This window comes from Microcoleus sp. Pol12A5 (genome assembly GCF_036701435.1).
GTDB lineage: Bacteria > Cyanobacteriota > Cyanobacteriia > Cyanobacteriales > Microcoleaceae > Microcoleus.
In genome coordinates, this window is record NZ_JAUBQU010000137.1 from 1 (window position 1) to 15,657 (window position 15,657).

Below are 15,657 nucleotides of genomic sequence, written 5' to 3' on the forward strand. Positions count from 1 at the left end.
TCTCTATAAATCTCTCACAGTAAAAATCAAGAAAAAACCCAGAACCTACCGAAAAATAGCCAGAAAAGACTACTTAGCAGTAGCCAAACAACGACGACCGACCCGAAACAAAAAAATCCAAGCAATTAAAAAACAACTGCAATATATCAAAAGAAATTTGGCTCATATCGATCAGCTAATCGAATCAGGTGCGACTCTGGAAAGTCTGACCAAAAAGCAATATAAAACTTTGCTAGTCCTCACAGAAGTCTATCGCCAACAACTCTGGTTATTTGAAAATAACAAACAGAGTATTGAGGACAGAATAGTAAGTGTAAGTCAACCCCACATCCGTCCCATTATTAGAGGTAAAGCAGGAAAACCTGTAGAGTTTGGAGCTAAACTGTCAGCGAGTTGCTTTGATAGGTATGTGTTTTTAGACCGAATAAGTTGGGAGAATTTTAACGAATCGGGAGACTTAAAAGCCCAAATAGAAGCATTTAAAAGTTACACAGGATACTACCCAGAATCAGTCCATGCCGATCGCATTTATCGAACAAGGGAAAACCGAGCTTGGTGTAAAGAAAGAGGAATTAGAATGAGTGGGCCTCCGTTAGGAAGGCCACCAGCAAATGTCAGTAAGGAAACAAAGAAACAAGCCTGGGAAGATGAGAGAATTCGTAACTCTATTGAGGGAAAATTTGGGACTTGCGAAAAAGAAGATTCACCTTGAATCGCGTGATGGCAAAACTTGATAATACTTCTGGTACAGCTATTGCTATTACTTTTTTAGTAATGAACCTTTCTACCTGGTTAAGACGGGTTTTTTGTGTGTTTTTATGTCAAAAACCAAAAATCACACCTGTTGACTGAGCAATCATTACTAAAAGCTATAACTGGGCAAGTTATAGTCAACAAAAAATTATGTTTCGCCGAGCTTGAATCACCCATTAATTGCGATAGCGATTTTTCTTAACTTATTCAGCAAGCCCTATTTAGCTTGCGAGTTAGGAAAATGAACAGCAGAAATTTTCACGCCATTAGCTGAGCTAACTTTGATAAATTCCCTGCTATCGCTCTGGCTAGATGGCGGAGGTTGAAAAATTAGCCGTTCTGAAAAAAAGAAACCGTAAAAACACAGAAATGCGTAAATAAAAATTATAGAGCGCATAAGTCGTTTGACAGAAAATTCTCCGAAAAGCAAGCGTTTGATATTTTTTTTGTGCGAGTTAGCCATCACTAAAGGCTCATAGTTGAATAAGATTTAACTAATACTTTTTTATTGCGAGAAAAGACATGGCACTAACATACCCCGATGACTTGAAATACCTAGACACCCACGAATACATCCGACTCGAAGGCGAAATTGCCACCATCGGCATTAGTGCCTTTGCAGTTGACCAACTCGGCGATATCGTGTTTCTAGATTTACCCGAAGTCGGTGCAGGGTTGGAAAAGGGCGAAGCTTTCGGTACAGTCGAATCAGTGAAAGCGGTTGAAGACTTGAAAGCACCAGTTACCGGTATCGTCGTAGAACGCAATGATGACATTGTAGAGTCTCCCGAAAATTTGGCCGAAGACCCCTACAGGGACGGGTGGCTGCTGAAAGTGCGCGTTGACAACACCAGCGAAGTCGATGACGCTTTATCCGCCGAGAAGTATCGCCAAATGGTCGAAGGGGAATAGTTTTGAGTTGGGAGTTTTGAGTGGGAATTTGGGCATAGGGCTCGTTGATTCCTCCACAATCCGCCAGGGTTGAAACCCACGGGGCTTTTAGCACAAGTCGTCTTTAGACGACTGAAATACTAACCAGTTGCGCGGGGAGTGGCGATAAGTGCGCCTTAATCTAAAGTCGGCGACCGACGACTTTAGCTATGAGACAGGGGTTTCAACCCCTGTCAGACTGTCGGACTTTGATAGAGGCAGAAAATCTTCCTGGTTTTCTTAGCAAAATGTTACAAACAAAGAAGCAAAAGTCTATTCAGGAGAATCCGCCTTGGTACTCTACAGCCCTCAACTTGAACCCAACCAGCAGCAAAACCTTTCCTCCATCAATGGTTTTGCGGGGCGGCACATTGGCCCGACACCCAGCGAAATCCAGCAAATGCTCAATGTTTTGGGCATTTCCAGCCTCGATGAGTTGATTGACAAAACGGTTCCAGCGGCGATTCGCATTTCTCAACCGCTACAACTTCCCGCAGCGCAAAGCGAGTACAGCGCTTTGGCAGAATTGAAGGAAATTGCTGCAAAAAATCAGGTATTTCGATCGTACATCGGGACTGGATATCACGACTGCATAACTCCCCCGGTCATCCAGCGGAATATCCTAGAAAATCCCGGCTGGTATACAGCTTACACTCCCTACCAAGCCGAAATTGCTCAAGGGCGATTGGAAGCTTTGCTGAACTTCCAAACCATGATAATTGACCTCACGGGTTTGGAAATTGCCAACGCTTCTTTGCTGGATGAAGGGACTGCGGCGGCGGAAGCGATGGCGGTGAGTTACGGCGCCAGCAAAAAGGGGGCAAAAGCGTTTTTTGTTTCCCAAGATTGCCACCCTCAAACTGTGGAAGTTGTGCAAACTCGCGCTAAGCCGTTGGGAATTGAGGTAATTGTCGGCGACCATCAAAGCTTTGAGTTCGATCGTACAATCTTCGGCGCTCTCCTGCAATACCCCGCCACAGACGGCGCAATTTACGACTATACCGATTTTATTCGATCGGCACACGAAGTCGGCGCATTAGTCACAGTAGCCGCCGACATTTTGAGCCTTTGCTTGCTCACACCCCCCGGCGAATTCGGCGCGGATATAGCCGTAGGAAGCACTCAGCGCTTCGGAGTGCCGATGGGATTCGGAGGGCCCCACGCCGCCTATTTCGCCACGCGAGAAGAGTTTAAACGGCAAGTTCCGGGGCGAATTGTCGGCGTTTCTAAAGATGCCAACGGCAAATCTGCTTTACGTTTGGCTTTGCAAACTCGCGAACAGCACATCCGCCGCGAAAAAGCAACCAGCAATATTTGTACTGCTCAAGTTTTGCTGGCAGTGATGGCAAGTATGTATGCTGTTTATCACGGCCCGTCTGGACTCAAAGATATTGCTGAGAAAGTATGGAGTTTAACGGCACTTTTGGCATCCGGTTTAAGAAGTTTCGGATACAAAATTGGTTCTCAACCTTTCTTCGATACTTTGCGGGTAGAATTGGGAGATAAACCGCTGTCAGAACTTCTAGAAGCTGCTAAAGCTCGCAAAATTAATCTCCGAGTTTTCGATGATTCGACAGTGGGAATAACTTTAGATGAAACTGTCACCGTTGAAGATGTGCAAGAGTTGTGGAAAATTTTTGCACAGGATAAAGATTATATCAGGGCTGACGGGGAGAATGCTCTAAAAATTCCGCTGGATGCAGACGCATTGAGCTTATATCTGACCTTACCAGATTTTTGCGATCGCACCAGCAGCTATCTCGGTCATCCAGTTTTCAACAGCTACCATTCAGAAACTGAACTTTTGCGCTATTTGCACCGTTTAGAAGCCAAGGATTTATCGCTAAATACATCGATGATTCCCTTGGGTTCTTGCACAATGAAATTGAATGCAACAGCAGAGATGATGCCGGTGACTTGGGGGGAATTTGGCAAGATACATCCCTTTGCACCCCGCGATCAAACTCGCGGCTATCAAAAGATGTTCGTGCAACTAGAACAGTGGCTGGCAGAAATCACAGGTTTTGCGGGAATTTCTTTGCAGCCAAACGCTGGTTCCCAAGGCGAATACGCGGGTTTGTTAGTTATTCGCCAATACCACGAACACCGAGGCGAATCTCACCGAAATATCTGTTTGATTCCCCAGTCAGCCCACGGTACAAATCCGGCTAGCGCGGTGATGGCGGGGATGAAAGTAGTTGCTGTTGAGTGCGATTCTCAGGGTAATATTGATGTCGCAGATTTACATAAAAAAGCCGAGAAGCACAAAAATGAACTGGCGGCTTTGATGGTGACATATCCATCAACTCACGGCGTTTTTGAGGAAGAAATTAAAGAAATTTGCGATATTGTCCACAACTGCGGCGGACAAGTTTATATGGACGGCGCAAATATGAATGCTCAAGTTGGTTTGTGCCGCCCCGGTGATTTTGGTGCTGATGTTTGCCACTTGAATTTGCACAAAACTTTCTGTATTCCTCACGGTGGTGGCGGGCCGGGAATGGGCCCGATTGGGGTAATGTCTCATTTGGTAGAATTTTTGCCCAGTCATTCTATTCTTAACAGTCAACAGTCAACAGTCAACAGTCAACAGTTGACAGTTAACAGTCAACAGTCAACAGTTGGTGCTGTTTCCGCCGCGCCTTGGGGAAGTGCTAGCATTTTGACTATTTCTTGGATGTACATTCGGATGATGGGAGGAGTGGGTTTAACTGAGGCGACAAAAGTAGCAATTCTTAATGCTAATTACATTGCCCAACGGTTAGAATCTTATTATCCAGTTTTGTACAAAGGGAAAGCTGGTTTAGTGGCGCACGAGTGCATTCTGGATTTGCGATCGCTCAAAAAATCGGCGGCTATTGAAGTCGAAGATATCGCTAAACGGTTGATGGATTACGGCTATCACGCGCCGACGGTTTCTTGGCCGGTTGCTGGTACGGTAATGGTGGAACCGACGGAAAGCGAATCGAAGCAGGAATTAGACCGTTTTTGCGATGCGATGATTGCGATTCGAGGCGAAATTGCGGAGATTGAAAAAGGTAATGTTGACGCGCAAAATAACGTCTTAAAAAATGCGCCGCACACCGCAGAATCTCTGATGGTAGATGAGTGGAATCGTCCTTATACTCGCGCGCAAGCGGCTTATCCGGCCTCTTGGACTCGCGAACATAAGTTTTGGCCGGCGGTGGGCCGGATAGATAATGCGTTTGGCGATCGCAATTTTGTCTGTTCTTGCTTACCAATGGAGGCTTACACTTAAGGTTAAATAACTCTCTCTGGGTGGGCTATGGGTTCCTTACACATATACGCTTGTGGGGTGCTTCTATCCCGCCCAAAAAGTTAAATATAAAGGTAGAACAGCTTATTAACCTAGATAAATGCGCGCCAAACAATGTAATACAAGAATCAAAAAAGTCCCAAGTAAAATAAAAAATGAAGAGACGATTTTTGTGGCTTGTTCGCAAAAATAAACCGCGTTGGATTACCCTATTATTGTTAGGTGTTTTGGCTACTTTTGGGGTGGTAGCAACACCAGCTTACATCACAATGGCGATCGCCCAAACTATCGGCCCAGCTTTGTCTGTTGATGTTACAGCCGATCCACATTCCATCAGCCCCGACATCTATGGTATGAATGATTATGCGATCGATCCCACACTCGCGCAAGAGTTACGAATTCCGGTAGAACGCTGGGGGGCTAATCACACCAGCCGCTACAACTGGTTAGTCGATTCTTCCAACAGCGGCGATGACTTCTTTTTCGTGGGTGGTGGCGACAATAAAAATCCTGTTCCCGGCGATTCTATAGATAAAATTGTCAAAACCAACCGCCAAAACGGCAGCAAAAGTATTGTTACAATTCCAATGATTGGCTATGTAAATAAATTTAGCACTTGGAACTGCGGGTTTAGAGTATCGAAATACGGGCCACAAGAAAAAACAAATTCATACATTTTTCCAGAAGGCGATAAGTGCGGTAACGGTAAGTATCCCGACGGTACTTTTATAACTGATAATAATCGTCTTGATGTCAGTATTATTAGCGACCCAGATTTTCAACAAGCTTGGGTTCAACACTTAATTAAAACCCACGGTAATGCTGCTAACAGCGGTGTGCAAATTTACCAAATGGACAACGAACCAAGCGGCTGGGGAAATACTCACCGCGATGTTCATCCGGAAGCGACAAGTTACGAAGAATTGCGCGATCGCACTTACCAATACGCCTCAATGGTAAAAGCTACAGATCCCACTGCTAAGGTACTCGGGCCGTCGGATTTTGGCTGGCCTGTCTATGTGGATTCTCTGGTAAAAGGCGATCGCGAAAAACACGGCGGTGTCTGGTTTGCGCGGTGGTACTTGCAACAAATGCGCGCTTATGAAAAGCAAAAAGGTGTTCGGATTCTCGACTATTTCGACGAACACTACTATCCTGCGGCAGACAATACCTGTTTGGCCAATTGTCCCGCCGGCGATGCCAACACCCAAGCGCTGCGACTGCGATCAACTCGTTCTCTGTGGGATGCTACCTATACTGATGAAAGTTGGATAGGAAAATACAATCCGCCCATAACAATTATTCCCAGGTTTCGAGAGTGGGTAAATCAGGATTATCCAGGTACAAAAGTCGCCATTACTGAATACAATTGGGGCGGTTTAGAGTCGATTAACGGGGCCTTAGCCCAAGCCGACGTACTGGGGATTTTTGGGCGGGAACAAGTGGATTTAGCGACGCTGTGGGGGCCTCCCAAGTCTTCGGAACCCGGCGCTTATGCTTTCCGAATGTACATGAATTACGACGGAAAAGGCGGTAAGTATGGGGATACATGGGTGCGATCGCTTAGCCAAGATCAAGGACTTTTGTCAATCTACGCAGCCGATCGCAGCAGTGATGGTACTCTGACGCTGGTAATTATTAATAAAACCAACCAAAATTTGACCAGCAAATTGAGTTTGAAAGGATTTAAACCGGCGGGGAAAGCTCAATTTTACACTTACAGTGAGGCGAATTTGCAAGCGATCGTCCGTCAGAGCGATTTAGGTGTCAGTGATAGTGGATTCCAGGCAACTTACCCAGCTAATTCTATGACTTTGGTGGCTATTCCCAAGGCTAATTCTTAACTTAACCCACGGAATTCACGCCCCAGAACCGGAATGATTAAATCGCAGAGGACGCAGAGGACACTGAGGAAGAGAAGAGAGAGATGAATAATTCTGACATTTTTAATTTGAAATTAGACCTGAAGCGTCCATGCGATCGTCCTCAGCATCCGAGTGTGTTAGCGGACAAACACAACTCTCCTGTCCCAGCCACTGCGATCCTACTTGATGCAGGGCTGCCATCACCGGTTGAATTTGGCGACCCTTGGGCGTGAGGGAATATTCTACACGGGGCGGAATCTCGGCATAAACACGGCGATCGACTAATCCTTGAGATTCCAACTCTCGCAGGCGTTGGGTGAGGGTTTTGGTGCTGATGCCAGGAAGTGCCGCGAGTAATTCGTGGGTACGCCTTGCGCCTCCAAACAGTTCGCGTAGAACTAAAATTGACCATTTATTGTCCAACAAATCCAGCACAAATTGAATCGGACATTTAACCTCTATGCACTGACTTGCTTCCATCATAAACTCCCTTCACAATGGATATTCCAGGGGTAGATAACTGCGCGATCGCAATCTCACGCTGGGTTGGACTTCTAAAATGTTTGTAACGTTTTTTTGATTTGAAAAACCCGAAAATTAATATTTCTTTAGAAATGGCTCAAGCGTCCTGTTTGCTTCAATGCTTTACCTAAAGTAACTATAGGATACCACTGGTAACTGACTTGTGGGCGATCGCGGATTAAGGCAATCTGGTTCACAGTCATCAGTTCCGAAAAATCCACTCTCCACTCCTATGGTCAGTTCAATTAGTAAATCGGAGTCTGCCGGTCTGCCATCCGGCATTAAAGCACCTGTTCAAGAAACCCTGTTAACACCCCGCTTTTACACCACCAATTTTGATGCCGTTGCCGAAATGGATCTGTCCGGGCAACAAGCGGAATTAGAATCAGTTGTAGCAGAATTGCGCGCGGACTACAACCGCCACCATTTTGTCCGCAATCAAGAGTTTGAGCAATGCTGGGACAACATTGATGGCGAAACGCGCAAGGCATTTATTGACTTTCTAGAGCGCTCCTGTACCTCTGAATTTTCTGGCTTTCTGTTGTTCAAAGAACTTTCCCGCAAACTTAAGAATCGCCAACCGTTGTTATCGGAAGCCTTTAGTTTACTGGCACGGGATGAAGCGCGTCATGCCGGTTTCTTGAACAAGGCAATGACGGATTTTGGCTTGTCTCTCGATCTGGGTTATTTAACAAAAAATCGTACCTACACCTTCTTCCCTCCAGAATGGGTAATTTATACTGTTTATCTGTCGGAAAAAATTGGCTACTGGCGCTATATTTTGGTGTATCGCCATCTCGAACAACATCCCGAACATCAAATTTATCCCCTGTTTCGCTACTTCGAGAATTGGTGCCAGGACGAAAATCGGCATGGGGATTTCTTTAAGGCATTGTTGCGATCGCAGCCTCAGCTTTGGAATAACTGGAAGGCAAGACTCTGGGCGCGGTTTTTCCTACTGACGGTGTTTGCTACCCACACAATGACGGTGTTGGAACGTTCCACATTTTATGACTCGATCGGCATCGACCCCCAGGAATATAACAAGCAGGTGATTCATCACACCAATGAAACGGCAAAACGGGCGTTTCCCACTATTTTAGATACTCACCATCCAGAATTCTTTGCCCGTTTAGACCGATGCGCGATCGCCAATCAGAAGCTAGCAGAAATCTCAAGTAACCAGCGCCCTGCCGCAATCCAGTTTTGTCAGAAATTACCCTGGATTGGTGCCATCGTGTGGCAGTTGTTGCGCCTTTATTTACTGCCCTCGATTAATGCTGAATCGTCCAGAACCGCTATTAATTAGGAGATATTGCCATGACTAATCTATCGACACGCCTCCGAGAAGGCACGATGCAATCCCACACCACAGCCGAAAATACGGCATTTATGAAATGCTTTCTCAAAGGCATTGTGGAACCGGAACCTTTGCGTAAACTATTTGCCGATTTGTACTTTGTTTACAGCGCCCTAGAAACGGCTTTGCAGAACCATGTCAACCACCCGATTATCGGGACTCTCTATTTCCCTGAGTTAAATCGCACTGAGAATCTGGCTGGCGATCTAGCTTTTTATTACGGTGAAAATTGGCTGGAGGAAATTACGGCTTCGCCAGCGGGTTGTGTGTATCGCGATCGCATTCAAACCCTCTCAAAAACCGATCCAGTCCTGCTGATTGCCCATGCCTACACCCGCTACATGGGTGATTTATCCGGCGGACAAAGCTTGAAAAACGTGATTCGATCGGCGTTGTCTCTGCCGCCGGATCGAGGAACAAATTTCTATGAATTTTCCCAAATCTCGACACCAGAAGCAAGGCGAGTATTTAAGGAACGCTATCGCCAAACCCTGGATGAGTTTCCGGTGGATGCTGACACGATCGAGCGAATTGTCGCAGAAGCAAATACGGCATTTGCCCTCAACCGGGATGTGATGCACGAACTCGAAGCCGATGTGAAAGCGGCGATTGGAGACCATACCTTTGATTTGCTAACTCGGCAAGATCGCCCCGGCAGCACAGAACGCCACTCTTATGGTGCCCAGCGAGAATCTGTCGCGAAATAGAGCGCCCAAGGAAAACAAGATCGATCGTATCTCTAAAATATGCCGGAGTTCTGAATCTACACAACAACAGAAGGACACATCAGTTAATGAAACACTTATCACAAACGGTTGAATTTGATGCTGCATTGTTGAATAAATACAACCAGCCTTTACCTCGCTATACCAGCTATCCACCCGCCACAGAATTAAGCACTGACTTCGATCGCAACGCATTTAAAACCGCGATCGCCGTCGGCAATCACAAACAAACCCCCTTATCGCTTTACTGCCACATCCCCTTTTGTGAAACCCCCTGTTATTTCTGCGGCTGCAATACCATCATTACCCAGCGCAAAGAGGTAGCAGAACCCTATTTAGGCTATCTCGCTCGCCAAATTCGCCAAGTTGCCAGTTTGGTGGATGCCGATCGGCTGGTGCATCAGTTGCACTGGGGCGGCGGCACGCCCAACTATCTCGATCGAAGTCAGGTAGAGTGTCTCTGGAACCAGTTAAATCGATATTTTCGGTTCGATGACGCGGCAGAAATATCGATCGAAGTCAATCCTAGCTATATCAATCGCGAATACATTCTATTTCTGCGACAATTAGGCTTCAATCGGATTAGCTTTGGTATTCAGGATTTTAATCCCACCGTGCAGCAAGCAATCAATCGGGTGCAGCCGGAAGCGATGTTGTTTGATGTGATGGATTGGATTCGGGAAGCAGGGTTTGAAAGTGTCAATGTGGATTTGATTTACGGCTTACCTTTCCAGACACAAGCAACATTCCAGGAAACGGTACAGAAGACCTTGCAATTAAATCCCGATCGCATTGCCGTCTTTAATTTTGCCTATGTTCCCTGGATCAAACCGATTCAGAAACGGATGCCGGAATCTGCTTTGCCGACTGCTGGCGAAAAGCTGAAAATTCTGCAAAGTACGATCGCCCAACTGACGCAAAATGGCTATGTGTTTATTGGCATGGATCACTTTGCCAAGCCCAATGATGAATTAGCAATCGCCCAACAAGCGGGTCAACTCCATCGGAATTTTCAGGGTTATACCACTAAGCCCGAATCGGATCTGTTGGGCTTTGGCATGACTTCCATCAGTATGTTGCAGGATGTATATACCCAAAACCACAAGGGATTAAAAGACTTTTATCGGGCGATCGATGCGGGTGAATTAGCGATCGAAAAAGGCGTTCGACTCAACCAGGACGATCTGATTCGGCGCACGGTCATCATGGAATTGATGTGTCAATTCCAACTGTCGGCGCAAGATTTGGAAGAAAAATACCATCTCGGCTTCGATCTCGATTTCAATGACTATTTCGCCAAGGAACTTCTCCAACTCGATGCCTTAGAAGCTGATGGGTTAATCAAACGTTGGGGCGATGGGATTGAAGTAACTGCGATCGGGCGCTTGCTAATTCGGAATATTGCATCGGTGTTTGATAGCTATCTCATCCCCCACTCAAGCAAACGGTTTTCCAAGTCCCTATGAATCATCGTCAATCAATTTTAGATTTTAGATTTTAGATTTTAGATTGACCCCACGGATAAATGCGGGGGATTGAGGATTTTCGATTTGAGATTTGGGATTGATTCCACGGATAAATCCGGGGGCTTGTACCACCTTGGAAATTCGCTTGTCAGAGTTGTTAACTCAGATTTGTTAACATAGTTAGGGACGGATAAATACTTTCATAACCGAGTTGTTGCGTAAATTATAACCAATTCAACAAGGAAAAATTAATGTTCTGTGAACAATGCGAACAAACAGCAAGCGGACAAGGATGCCATCAGTTTGGTGCTTGTGGGAAAAGTCCCCAGGTGAATGCTATCCAAGATCTGCTGATTTATTATCTGCGCGGGTTGGCTCCGATTGCCCTGAAAGCAAAGGAATTAGACATTGATACCCATGCAGTGGATGTCTTCACCTGCGAAGCGATTTTTGCGACGATGACGAATGTCAACTTTTCGGAAAAGCGGTTTGTTGAGTATCTCCAGGAAGCGATCGCCCATCGCGCCAACCTCAAGGCTCAAGTGCAGCAAGCAAGTGACACTCCACCTACTTGGTCGGAAATTTCCAACTGGGAACCCAACTTTGACGACAGCCTGGTTGAGCAGGGTGAGCAGATTTCCCTCCAGTTCCTCAGTCAGTCTGCCTCGAATGTGGATATTTTCTCACTCAAACTCACAGTGCTATATGGGGTTAAGGGTCTTGCCTCCTACACCTTCCACGCCTACGAAGTTGGCCAGGAAGACGAGCGGGTGTATCGTTTCATTTACGAGGCACTTGTCGCTCTCGATAACCAAACCTTGGGCTTGCAGGAGTGGGTGAATCTTGCTCTTGAGGTGGGAGCCATTAATCTGCGATCGATGGAACTGTTGGATGCCGGACATACCAGTACCTACGGACATCCTATTCCCACGCCTGTTCCCCTCAATCCACGCCCAGGGAAGGCGATTCTGGTTTCAGGACATGACATCAAACAACTCGAAGCCATACTGAAGCAAACCGCAGCCACTGGAATTACGGTTTACACCCACGGCGAACTTCTGCCCGCCCACGGTTATCCCAAACTCAAACAGCAGTACCCCCATCTCTACGGTCACTACGGCACTGCTTGGCAGAACCAAACCAAGGATTTTGCCAAGTTCCCCGGTGCGATCGTGATTACGACCAACTGCTTAATGCCAACCCATTCCTATTATGAAGATAAACTCTTTAGCGTTGGCCCCGTCGGCTATCCCGGCATTATTAACTTGAGTGCGATCGACAATGGCACACCCGATTTTACTGCCGTTATTGAGAAAGCACTGGCACTTCCCGGCTTTACTGAAGATGCACCGCCCAGGGAAGTCACAGTTGGTTTTGCCCACAATACAGTCCTGGGGGTGGCAGATAAAATCATTGAGGCTGTGAAACAGCGTAAAATTCGCCATTTCTTCCTGGTGGGGGGCTGTGATGGAGCCAAACCCGATCGCAACTACTACACCGAGTTCGTAGAAAAAGTGCCTGATGATTGTGTCGTGCTAACCCTAGCTTGCGGCAAGTTTCGGTTCTTCGATCGACAAATGGGCGACATTGACGGACTACCCCGCCTGATGGATGTTGGTCAGTGCAACGATGCCTACTCCGCGATTCAGATTGCTGTAGCCCTAGCCAATGCCTTGGAGGTAGGTGTCAACGATATACCCCTGTCCATGATTCTGTCCTGGTACGAACAGAAGGCAGTAGCCGTCTTGCTAACTCTCTTGCATTTGGGGATTAAAAACATTCGCCTAGGGCCGACATTACCGGCGTTTATTTCTCCCAATGTATTCAAGCTCCTATCGGAGCAATATAACTTGCAGCCCATTACCACCCCTGATGCCGATCTGGCAGCTTGCTTGAGCTGATCTTGATTCCTAGTATTCACACCTTGGGCAACCTTTGGGGCTTTGTTGGTGTAGCCGCGATCTTTGCCATTTATATCTCTTCTAAAGTGCAATAGCACCCCTTATGGGGTGCTATTGCACTTATAGAAAACTTGTCGTTCAACCGCTTAGCTCTTAATGGCAGGAGTCACTAGGGCGATCGGTTGAGCTTCTGCTGAAGCTAAATCCAGGGGGAAGTTATGGGCATTGCGCTCGTGCATGACCTCAATCCCTAGATTGGCACGGTTGAGGATATCTGCCCAGGTGGCAATCGGTCGTCCCTGGCTGTCTAGGATGGAATTATTGAAATTGAGTCCATTCAGGTTGAAAGACATGGTGCTAATTCCCAGTGCGGCAAACCAAATTCCGACTACGGGCCAGGCAGCCAGGAAAAAGTGCAAAGCGCGGGAATTATTGAAACTGGCATACTGGAAGATCAGCCGTCCAAAGTAGCCGTGGGCTGCCTTAATGTTGTAGGTTTCCTCCTCTTGACCAAATTTATAGCCATAGTTTTGAGACTCTTGTTCGGTCGTTTCGCGCACCAGACTGGAGGTTACTAAAGACCCGTGCATGGCACTAAACAACGCACCCCCAAACACGCCTATTACACCCAACATATGGAAGGGATGCATGAGAATATTGTGCTCGGCAGAGAACACAATCATGAAGTTAAAGGTTCCAGAAATTCCCAGCATTAGACCGTCTGAGAAACTGCCCTGTCCGATCGGGTAGATCAATAACACGGATGTTGCTGCTGCCACAGGAGCAGAGTAGGCAACTGCAATCCAGGGACGCATTCCTAACCGATAGCTCAGTTCCCATTGCCGACCCATGTAGGCATAGATCGCAATCAGAAAATGGAACACGATTAGTTGCCAGGGACCGCCATTATAAAGCCATTCATCCAGGGAAGCGGCTTCCCACATTGGGTAAATGTGCAAGCCAATGGCATTGGAGCTAGGAACCACCGTCGCGGTGATGATGTTGTTACCGTATAGCAGCGAACCGGATACAGGTTCCCGCAACCCGTCGATATCCACGGGGGGAGCCGCAATCATGGCGAGGACAAAGACAATGGCTGCGGTTAGGGCTGTCGGAATTAAGAGGACTCCAAACCAGCCAATATAAATTCGATTCTCTGTACTGGTGATCCAGTTGCAGAATCGCTCCCAAACATTAGCGCGATCGCGCTGTTTGAAGATAGCTGTCATGATTTCAAAAAAATGAGGAAAAGTGATATTGTAATCTGGCTCAGAAACAAGAATTAAATAACATCGCTTTTTTTTGAAGCTATTTAATTCGCGCTCCTGCCAAAACATTTTTACTTGAATCCTCTCTCGTCTACAAGTCAGTTACCGGTGCTGTCTCATAGTTGCTTGGGGTAAAGCATTGGCTCAAATGTTGAACTTTAGACAATTCTAAAAAAAATATTACGATGTTGTTTTTTGCCCATCGAAAGAACGCTAGAACATTAGACCGCATCAGCAACTCGGTAGTGCATCCAAATCAGTGTTGAATGAGTTAATAAGTCATTGCGATCGTACCCGCGAAAATTTAACATTTTTTTCAGAATGTCTTCAATCTATTAGCCGTCCCCAATCTTTTACTCGCCGTAACTATAGGGGCTTGAAGGTAACTATCTTGTCGGCAGACTCGATCTCTGTAAGATGGTTGGTTATATGGTGGTGGAACCGAACCTGAGTTAAGCTCATCCCACGCCTGAAGGCGGTTATGACCCGTTTAAGGATTGCGATTTGAATGCTAAGGCTGTGGCAATCGAGCCTTTGTTAGATCGAATTAGTATTCCTTATGACCAGTCAAAAACTGAGGTCGAACCCAGAAGACCATTGGAGATTGTGGATTGTTTTTTCTGATTAGCGATCGCTGGCAAAAATATCCAGGCGATTGGGAGGTTCTCTATGGCACGCAGGCGCAAAATTCATCTATTGACTTATGTTCGAGCAACAATTGCTTTGACGTTGCTTGTTGTCTGGAGTCTAGCAGCAATTACTGGCTTTATTTTGGAGTTTTCCCCCAAAGGATATGGAACGGGGCGGCTACCTTTGTTCCTAAGTTTAACTAGATCCCAATGGGGGAGATGTACATTTTATTGTTTGTGTTATTGCTCTATGCGTAACTGTTGTTCATGTATTGCTAGACTGGCAAGTCTTGCGTGGATATCTCCGTTACCTGCTCAATTCTCATCAAGATCCTGACTTATTTGAACAACGATCGCACATCAGAAAAGAGTTTTTTCGTATTCACAACCGACCCGATGAACCAACTCAAAAGTAAAAATTTTTCGAGTCTCTCAAGGAGGAGCGCCATGTTTAATAATGTTGGTATGCTCGATCGCCTCATCCGCTTTAGTTTAGCAGGCGTACTACTTTACCTCGGCTTTGGTGTTTATGGAGGTTCGGCATTAGGAATCGGATTGGCAATTATTTCGATTATTCCTGCTCTGACAGCTTTAATTGGAACTTGTCCACTCTATAGCTTGCTAGGCATTAATACTAAAAGCCAGCATCCCCAAAAACATTAAGTCTGCACCCGGAGATGAGAAATGGAAGAAAGTATCCCACTCGACAATCCTTTAATGTCCAGAAGGCAGCTACTCAACTTTCTCACAGGAGCCGCTGTCGCCGCCACAGCTACTGCGGCTCTTTATCCTGGCGCTAAATTCTTTGTCCCGCCAGCAGAGGGGAGTGAAGATGGTTCGCTTCTGGCTAAAGATATTCACGGGAATCTGATTCCGGCTAGCCAGATTTTAGCAGCACCCCCTGGAACTCGCGCCTTAGTTGCCGGATTGGCTGGGGAACCTACCTACCTCACTGTCAGAG

10 protein-coding genes and 2 pseudogenes are annotated in these 15,657 nt (G+C 46.4%); 10 read left to right on the forward strand and 2 right to left on the reverse strand.

The annotated features are described in order from the left end of the window. From QUA45_RS24510 to QUA45_RS24525, 4 genes and pseudogenes are all read left to right on the forward strand, one after another. Positions 1-921 (forward strand): annotated as a pseudogene (locus QUA45_RS24510) (transposase); the annotation flags it as partial. A gap of 354 nt (positions 922-1,275) precedes the next feature. Further along, entirely contained in the window at positions 1,276-1,665 is a 390-nt protein-coding gene (gcvH, locus tag QUA45_RS24515) for a glycine cleavage system protein GcvH (protein WP_333067642.1), read from the forward strand. 310 nt (positions 1,666-1,975) lie between these two features. Further along, entirely contained in the window at positions 1,976-4,942 is a 2,967-nt protein-coding gene (gene gcvP, locus QUA45_RS24520; protein ID WP_333222349.1) for an aminomethyl-transferring glycine dehydrogenase, read from the forward strand. Positions 4,943-5,115: 173 nt separating this feature from the next. Then, positions 5,116-6,804, forward strand: coding sequence for a glycoside hydrolase family 44 protein (locus QUA45_RS24525; protein WP_333222351.1), 1,689 nt, complete (start codon positions 5,116-5,118; stop codon positions 6,802-6,804). 102 nt (positions 6,805-6,906) lie between these two features. Here the strand turns inward: QUA45_RS24525 and QUA45_RS24530 are convergent, their stop codons facing one another. Beyond that, positions 6,907-7,308 carry a helix-turn-helix domain-containing protein gene (locus QUA45_RS24530; protein WP_333222352.1) on the reverse strand — a complete coding sequence of 134 codons (402 nt, stop codon included), beginning with the start codon at positions 7,306-7,308 and terminating at the stop codon, positions 6,907-6,909. Between the two features lie 271 nt (positions 7,309-7,579). On the opposite strand from QUA45_RS24530, the gene acsF reads away from it, so the two are divergent. From acsF to hcp, 4 genes are all read left to right on the forward strand, one after another. Beyond that, complete coding sequence (gene acsF / locus QUA45_RS24535; protein ID WP_333222354.1) at positions 7,580-8,656, forward strand: magnesium-protoporphyrin IX monomethyl ester (oxidative) cyclase; 1,077 nt, start codon at positions 7,580-7,582, stop codon at positions 8,654-8,656. An 11-nt stretch (positions 8,657-8,667) separates the two neighbouring features. Then, positions 8,668-9,414 carry a heme oxygenase (biliverdin-producing) gene (locus QUA45_RS24540; RefSeq protein WP_333222356.1) on the forward strand — a complete coding sequence of 249 codons (747 nt, stop codon included), beginning with the start codon at positions 8,668-8,670 and terminating at the stop codon, positions 9,412-9,414. A gap of 86 nt (positions 9,415-9,500) precedes the next feature. Beyond that, positions 9,501-10,898 carry an oxygen-independent coproporphyrinogen III oxidase gene (gene hemN, locus QUA45_RS24545; protein ID WP_333222358.1) on the forward strand — a complete coding sequence of 466 codons (1,398 nt, stop codon included), beginning with the start codon at positions 9,501-9,503 and terminating at the stop codon, positions 10,896-10,898. Between the two features lie 251 nt (positions 10,899-11,149). Continuing rightward, positions 11,150-12,799 (forward strand): hydroxylamine reductase, encoded by a 1,650-nt coding sequence (gene hcp, locus QUA45_RS24550; RefSeq protein ID WP_333222360.1) that lies wholly within the window; start codon positions 11,150-11,152, stop codon positions 12,797-12,799. A 146-nt stretch (positions 12,800-12,945) separates the two neighbouring features. Here hcp and psbA read toward each other — a convergent pair whose 3' ends face one another. After that, positions 12,946-14,028: a photosystem II q(b) protein gene (gene psbA / locus QUA45_RS24555; RefSeq protein WP_333100860.1), complete on the reverse strand. Its 1,083-nt coding sequence runs from the start codon at positions 14,026-14,028 to the stop codon at positions 12,946-12,948. Between the two features lie 1,115 nt (positions 14,029-15,143). Here psbA and QUA45_RS24560 point away from each other — a divergent pair. Next, a complete protein-coding gene (locus QUA45_RS24560) occupies positions 15,144-15,359 on the forward strand; it encodes a DUF2892 domain-containing protein (protein WP_333222362.1) in 216 nt (71 codons plus the stop codon). A gap of 21 nt (positions 15,360-15,380) precedes the next feature. Continuing rightward, a pseudogene (locus tag QUA45_RS24565) lies at positions 15,381-15,657 on the forward strand (cytochrome b6-f complex iron-sulfur subunit); the annotation flags it as partial.

Coding starts and splice junctions, on each gene's coding strand:
- gcvH (WP_333067642.1), top strand. CDS start 1,276: ATGGCACTAACATACCCCGATGACTTGAAATACCTAGACACCCACGAA.
- QUA45_RS24525 (WP_333222351.1), top strand. CDS start 5,116: ATGAAGAGACGATTTTTGTGGCTTGTTCGCAAAAATAAACCGCGTTGG.
- QUA45_RS24530 (WP_333222352.1), bottom strand. CDS start 7,308: ATGATGGAAGCAAGTCAGTGCATAGAGGTTAAATGTCCGATTCAATTT.
- acsF (WP_333222354.1), top strand. CDS start 7,580: ATGGTCAGTTCAATTAGTAAATCGGAGTCTGCCGGTCTGCCATCCGGC.
- QUA45_RS24540 (WP_333222356.1), top strand. CDS start 8,668: ATGACTAATCTATCGACACGCCTCCGAGAAGGCACGATGCAATCCCAC.
- hemN (WP_333222358.1), top strand. CDS start 9,501: ATGAAACACTTATCACAAACGGTTGAATTTGATGCTGCATTGTTGAAT.
- hcp (WP_333222360.1), top strand. CDS start 11,150: ATGTTCTGTGAACAATGCGAACAAACAGCAAGCGGACAAGGATGCCAT.
- psbA (WP_333100860.1), bottom strand. CDS start 14,028: ATGACAGCTATCTTCAAACAGCGCGATCGCGCTAATGTTTGGGAGCGA.
- QUA45_RS24560 (WP_333222362.1), top strand. CDS start 15,144: ATGTTTAATAATGTTGGTATGCTCGATCGCCTCATCCGCTTTAGTTTA.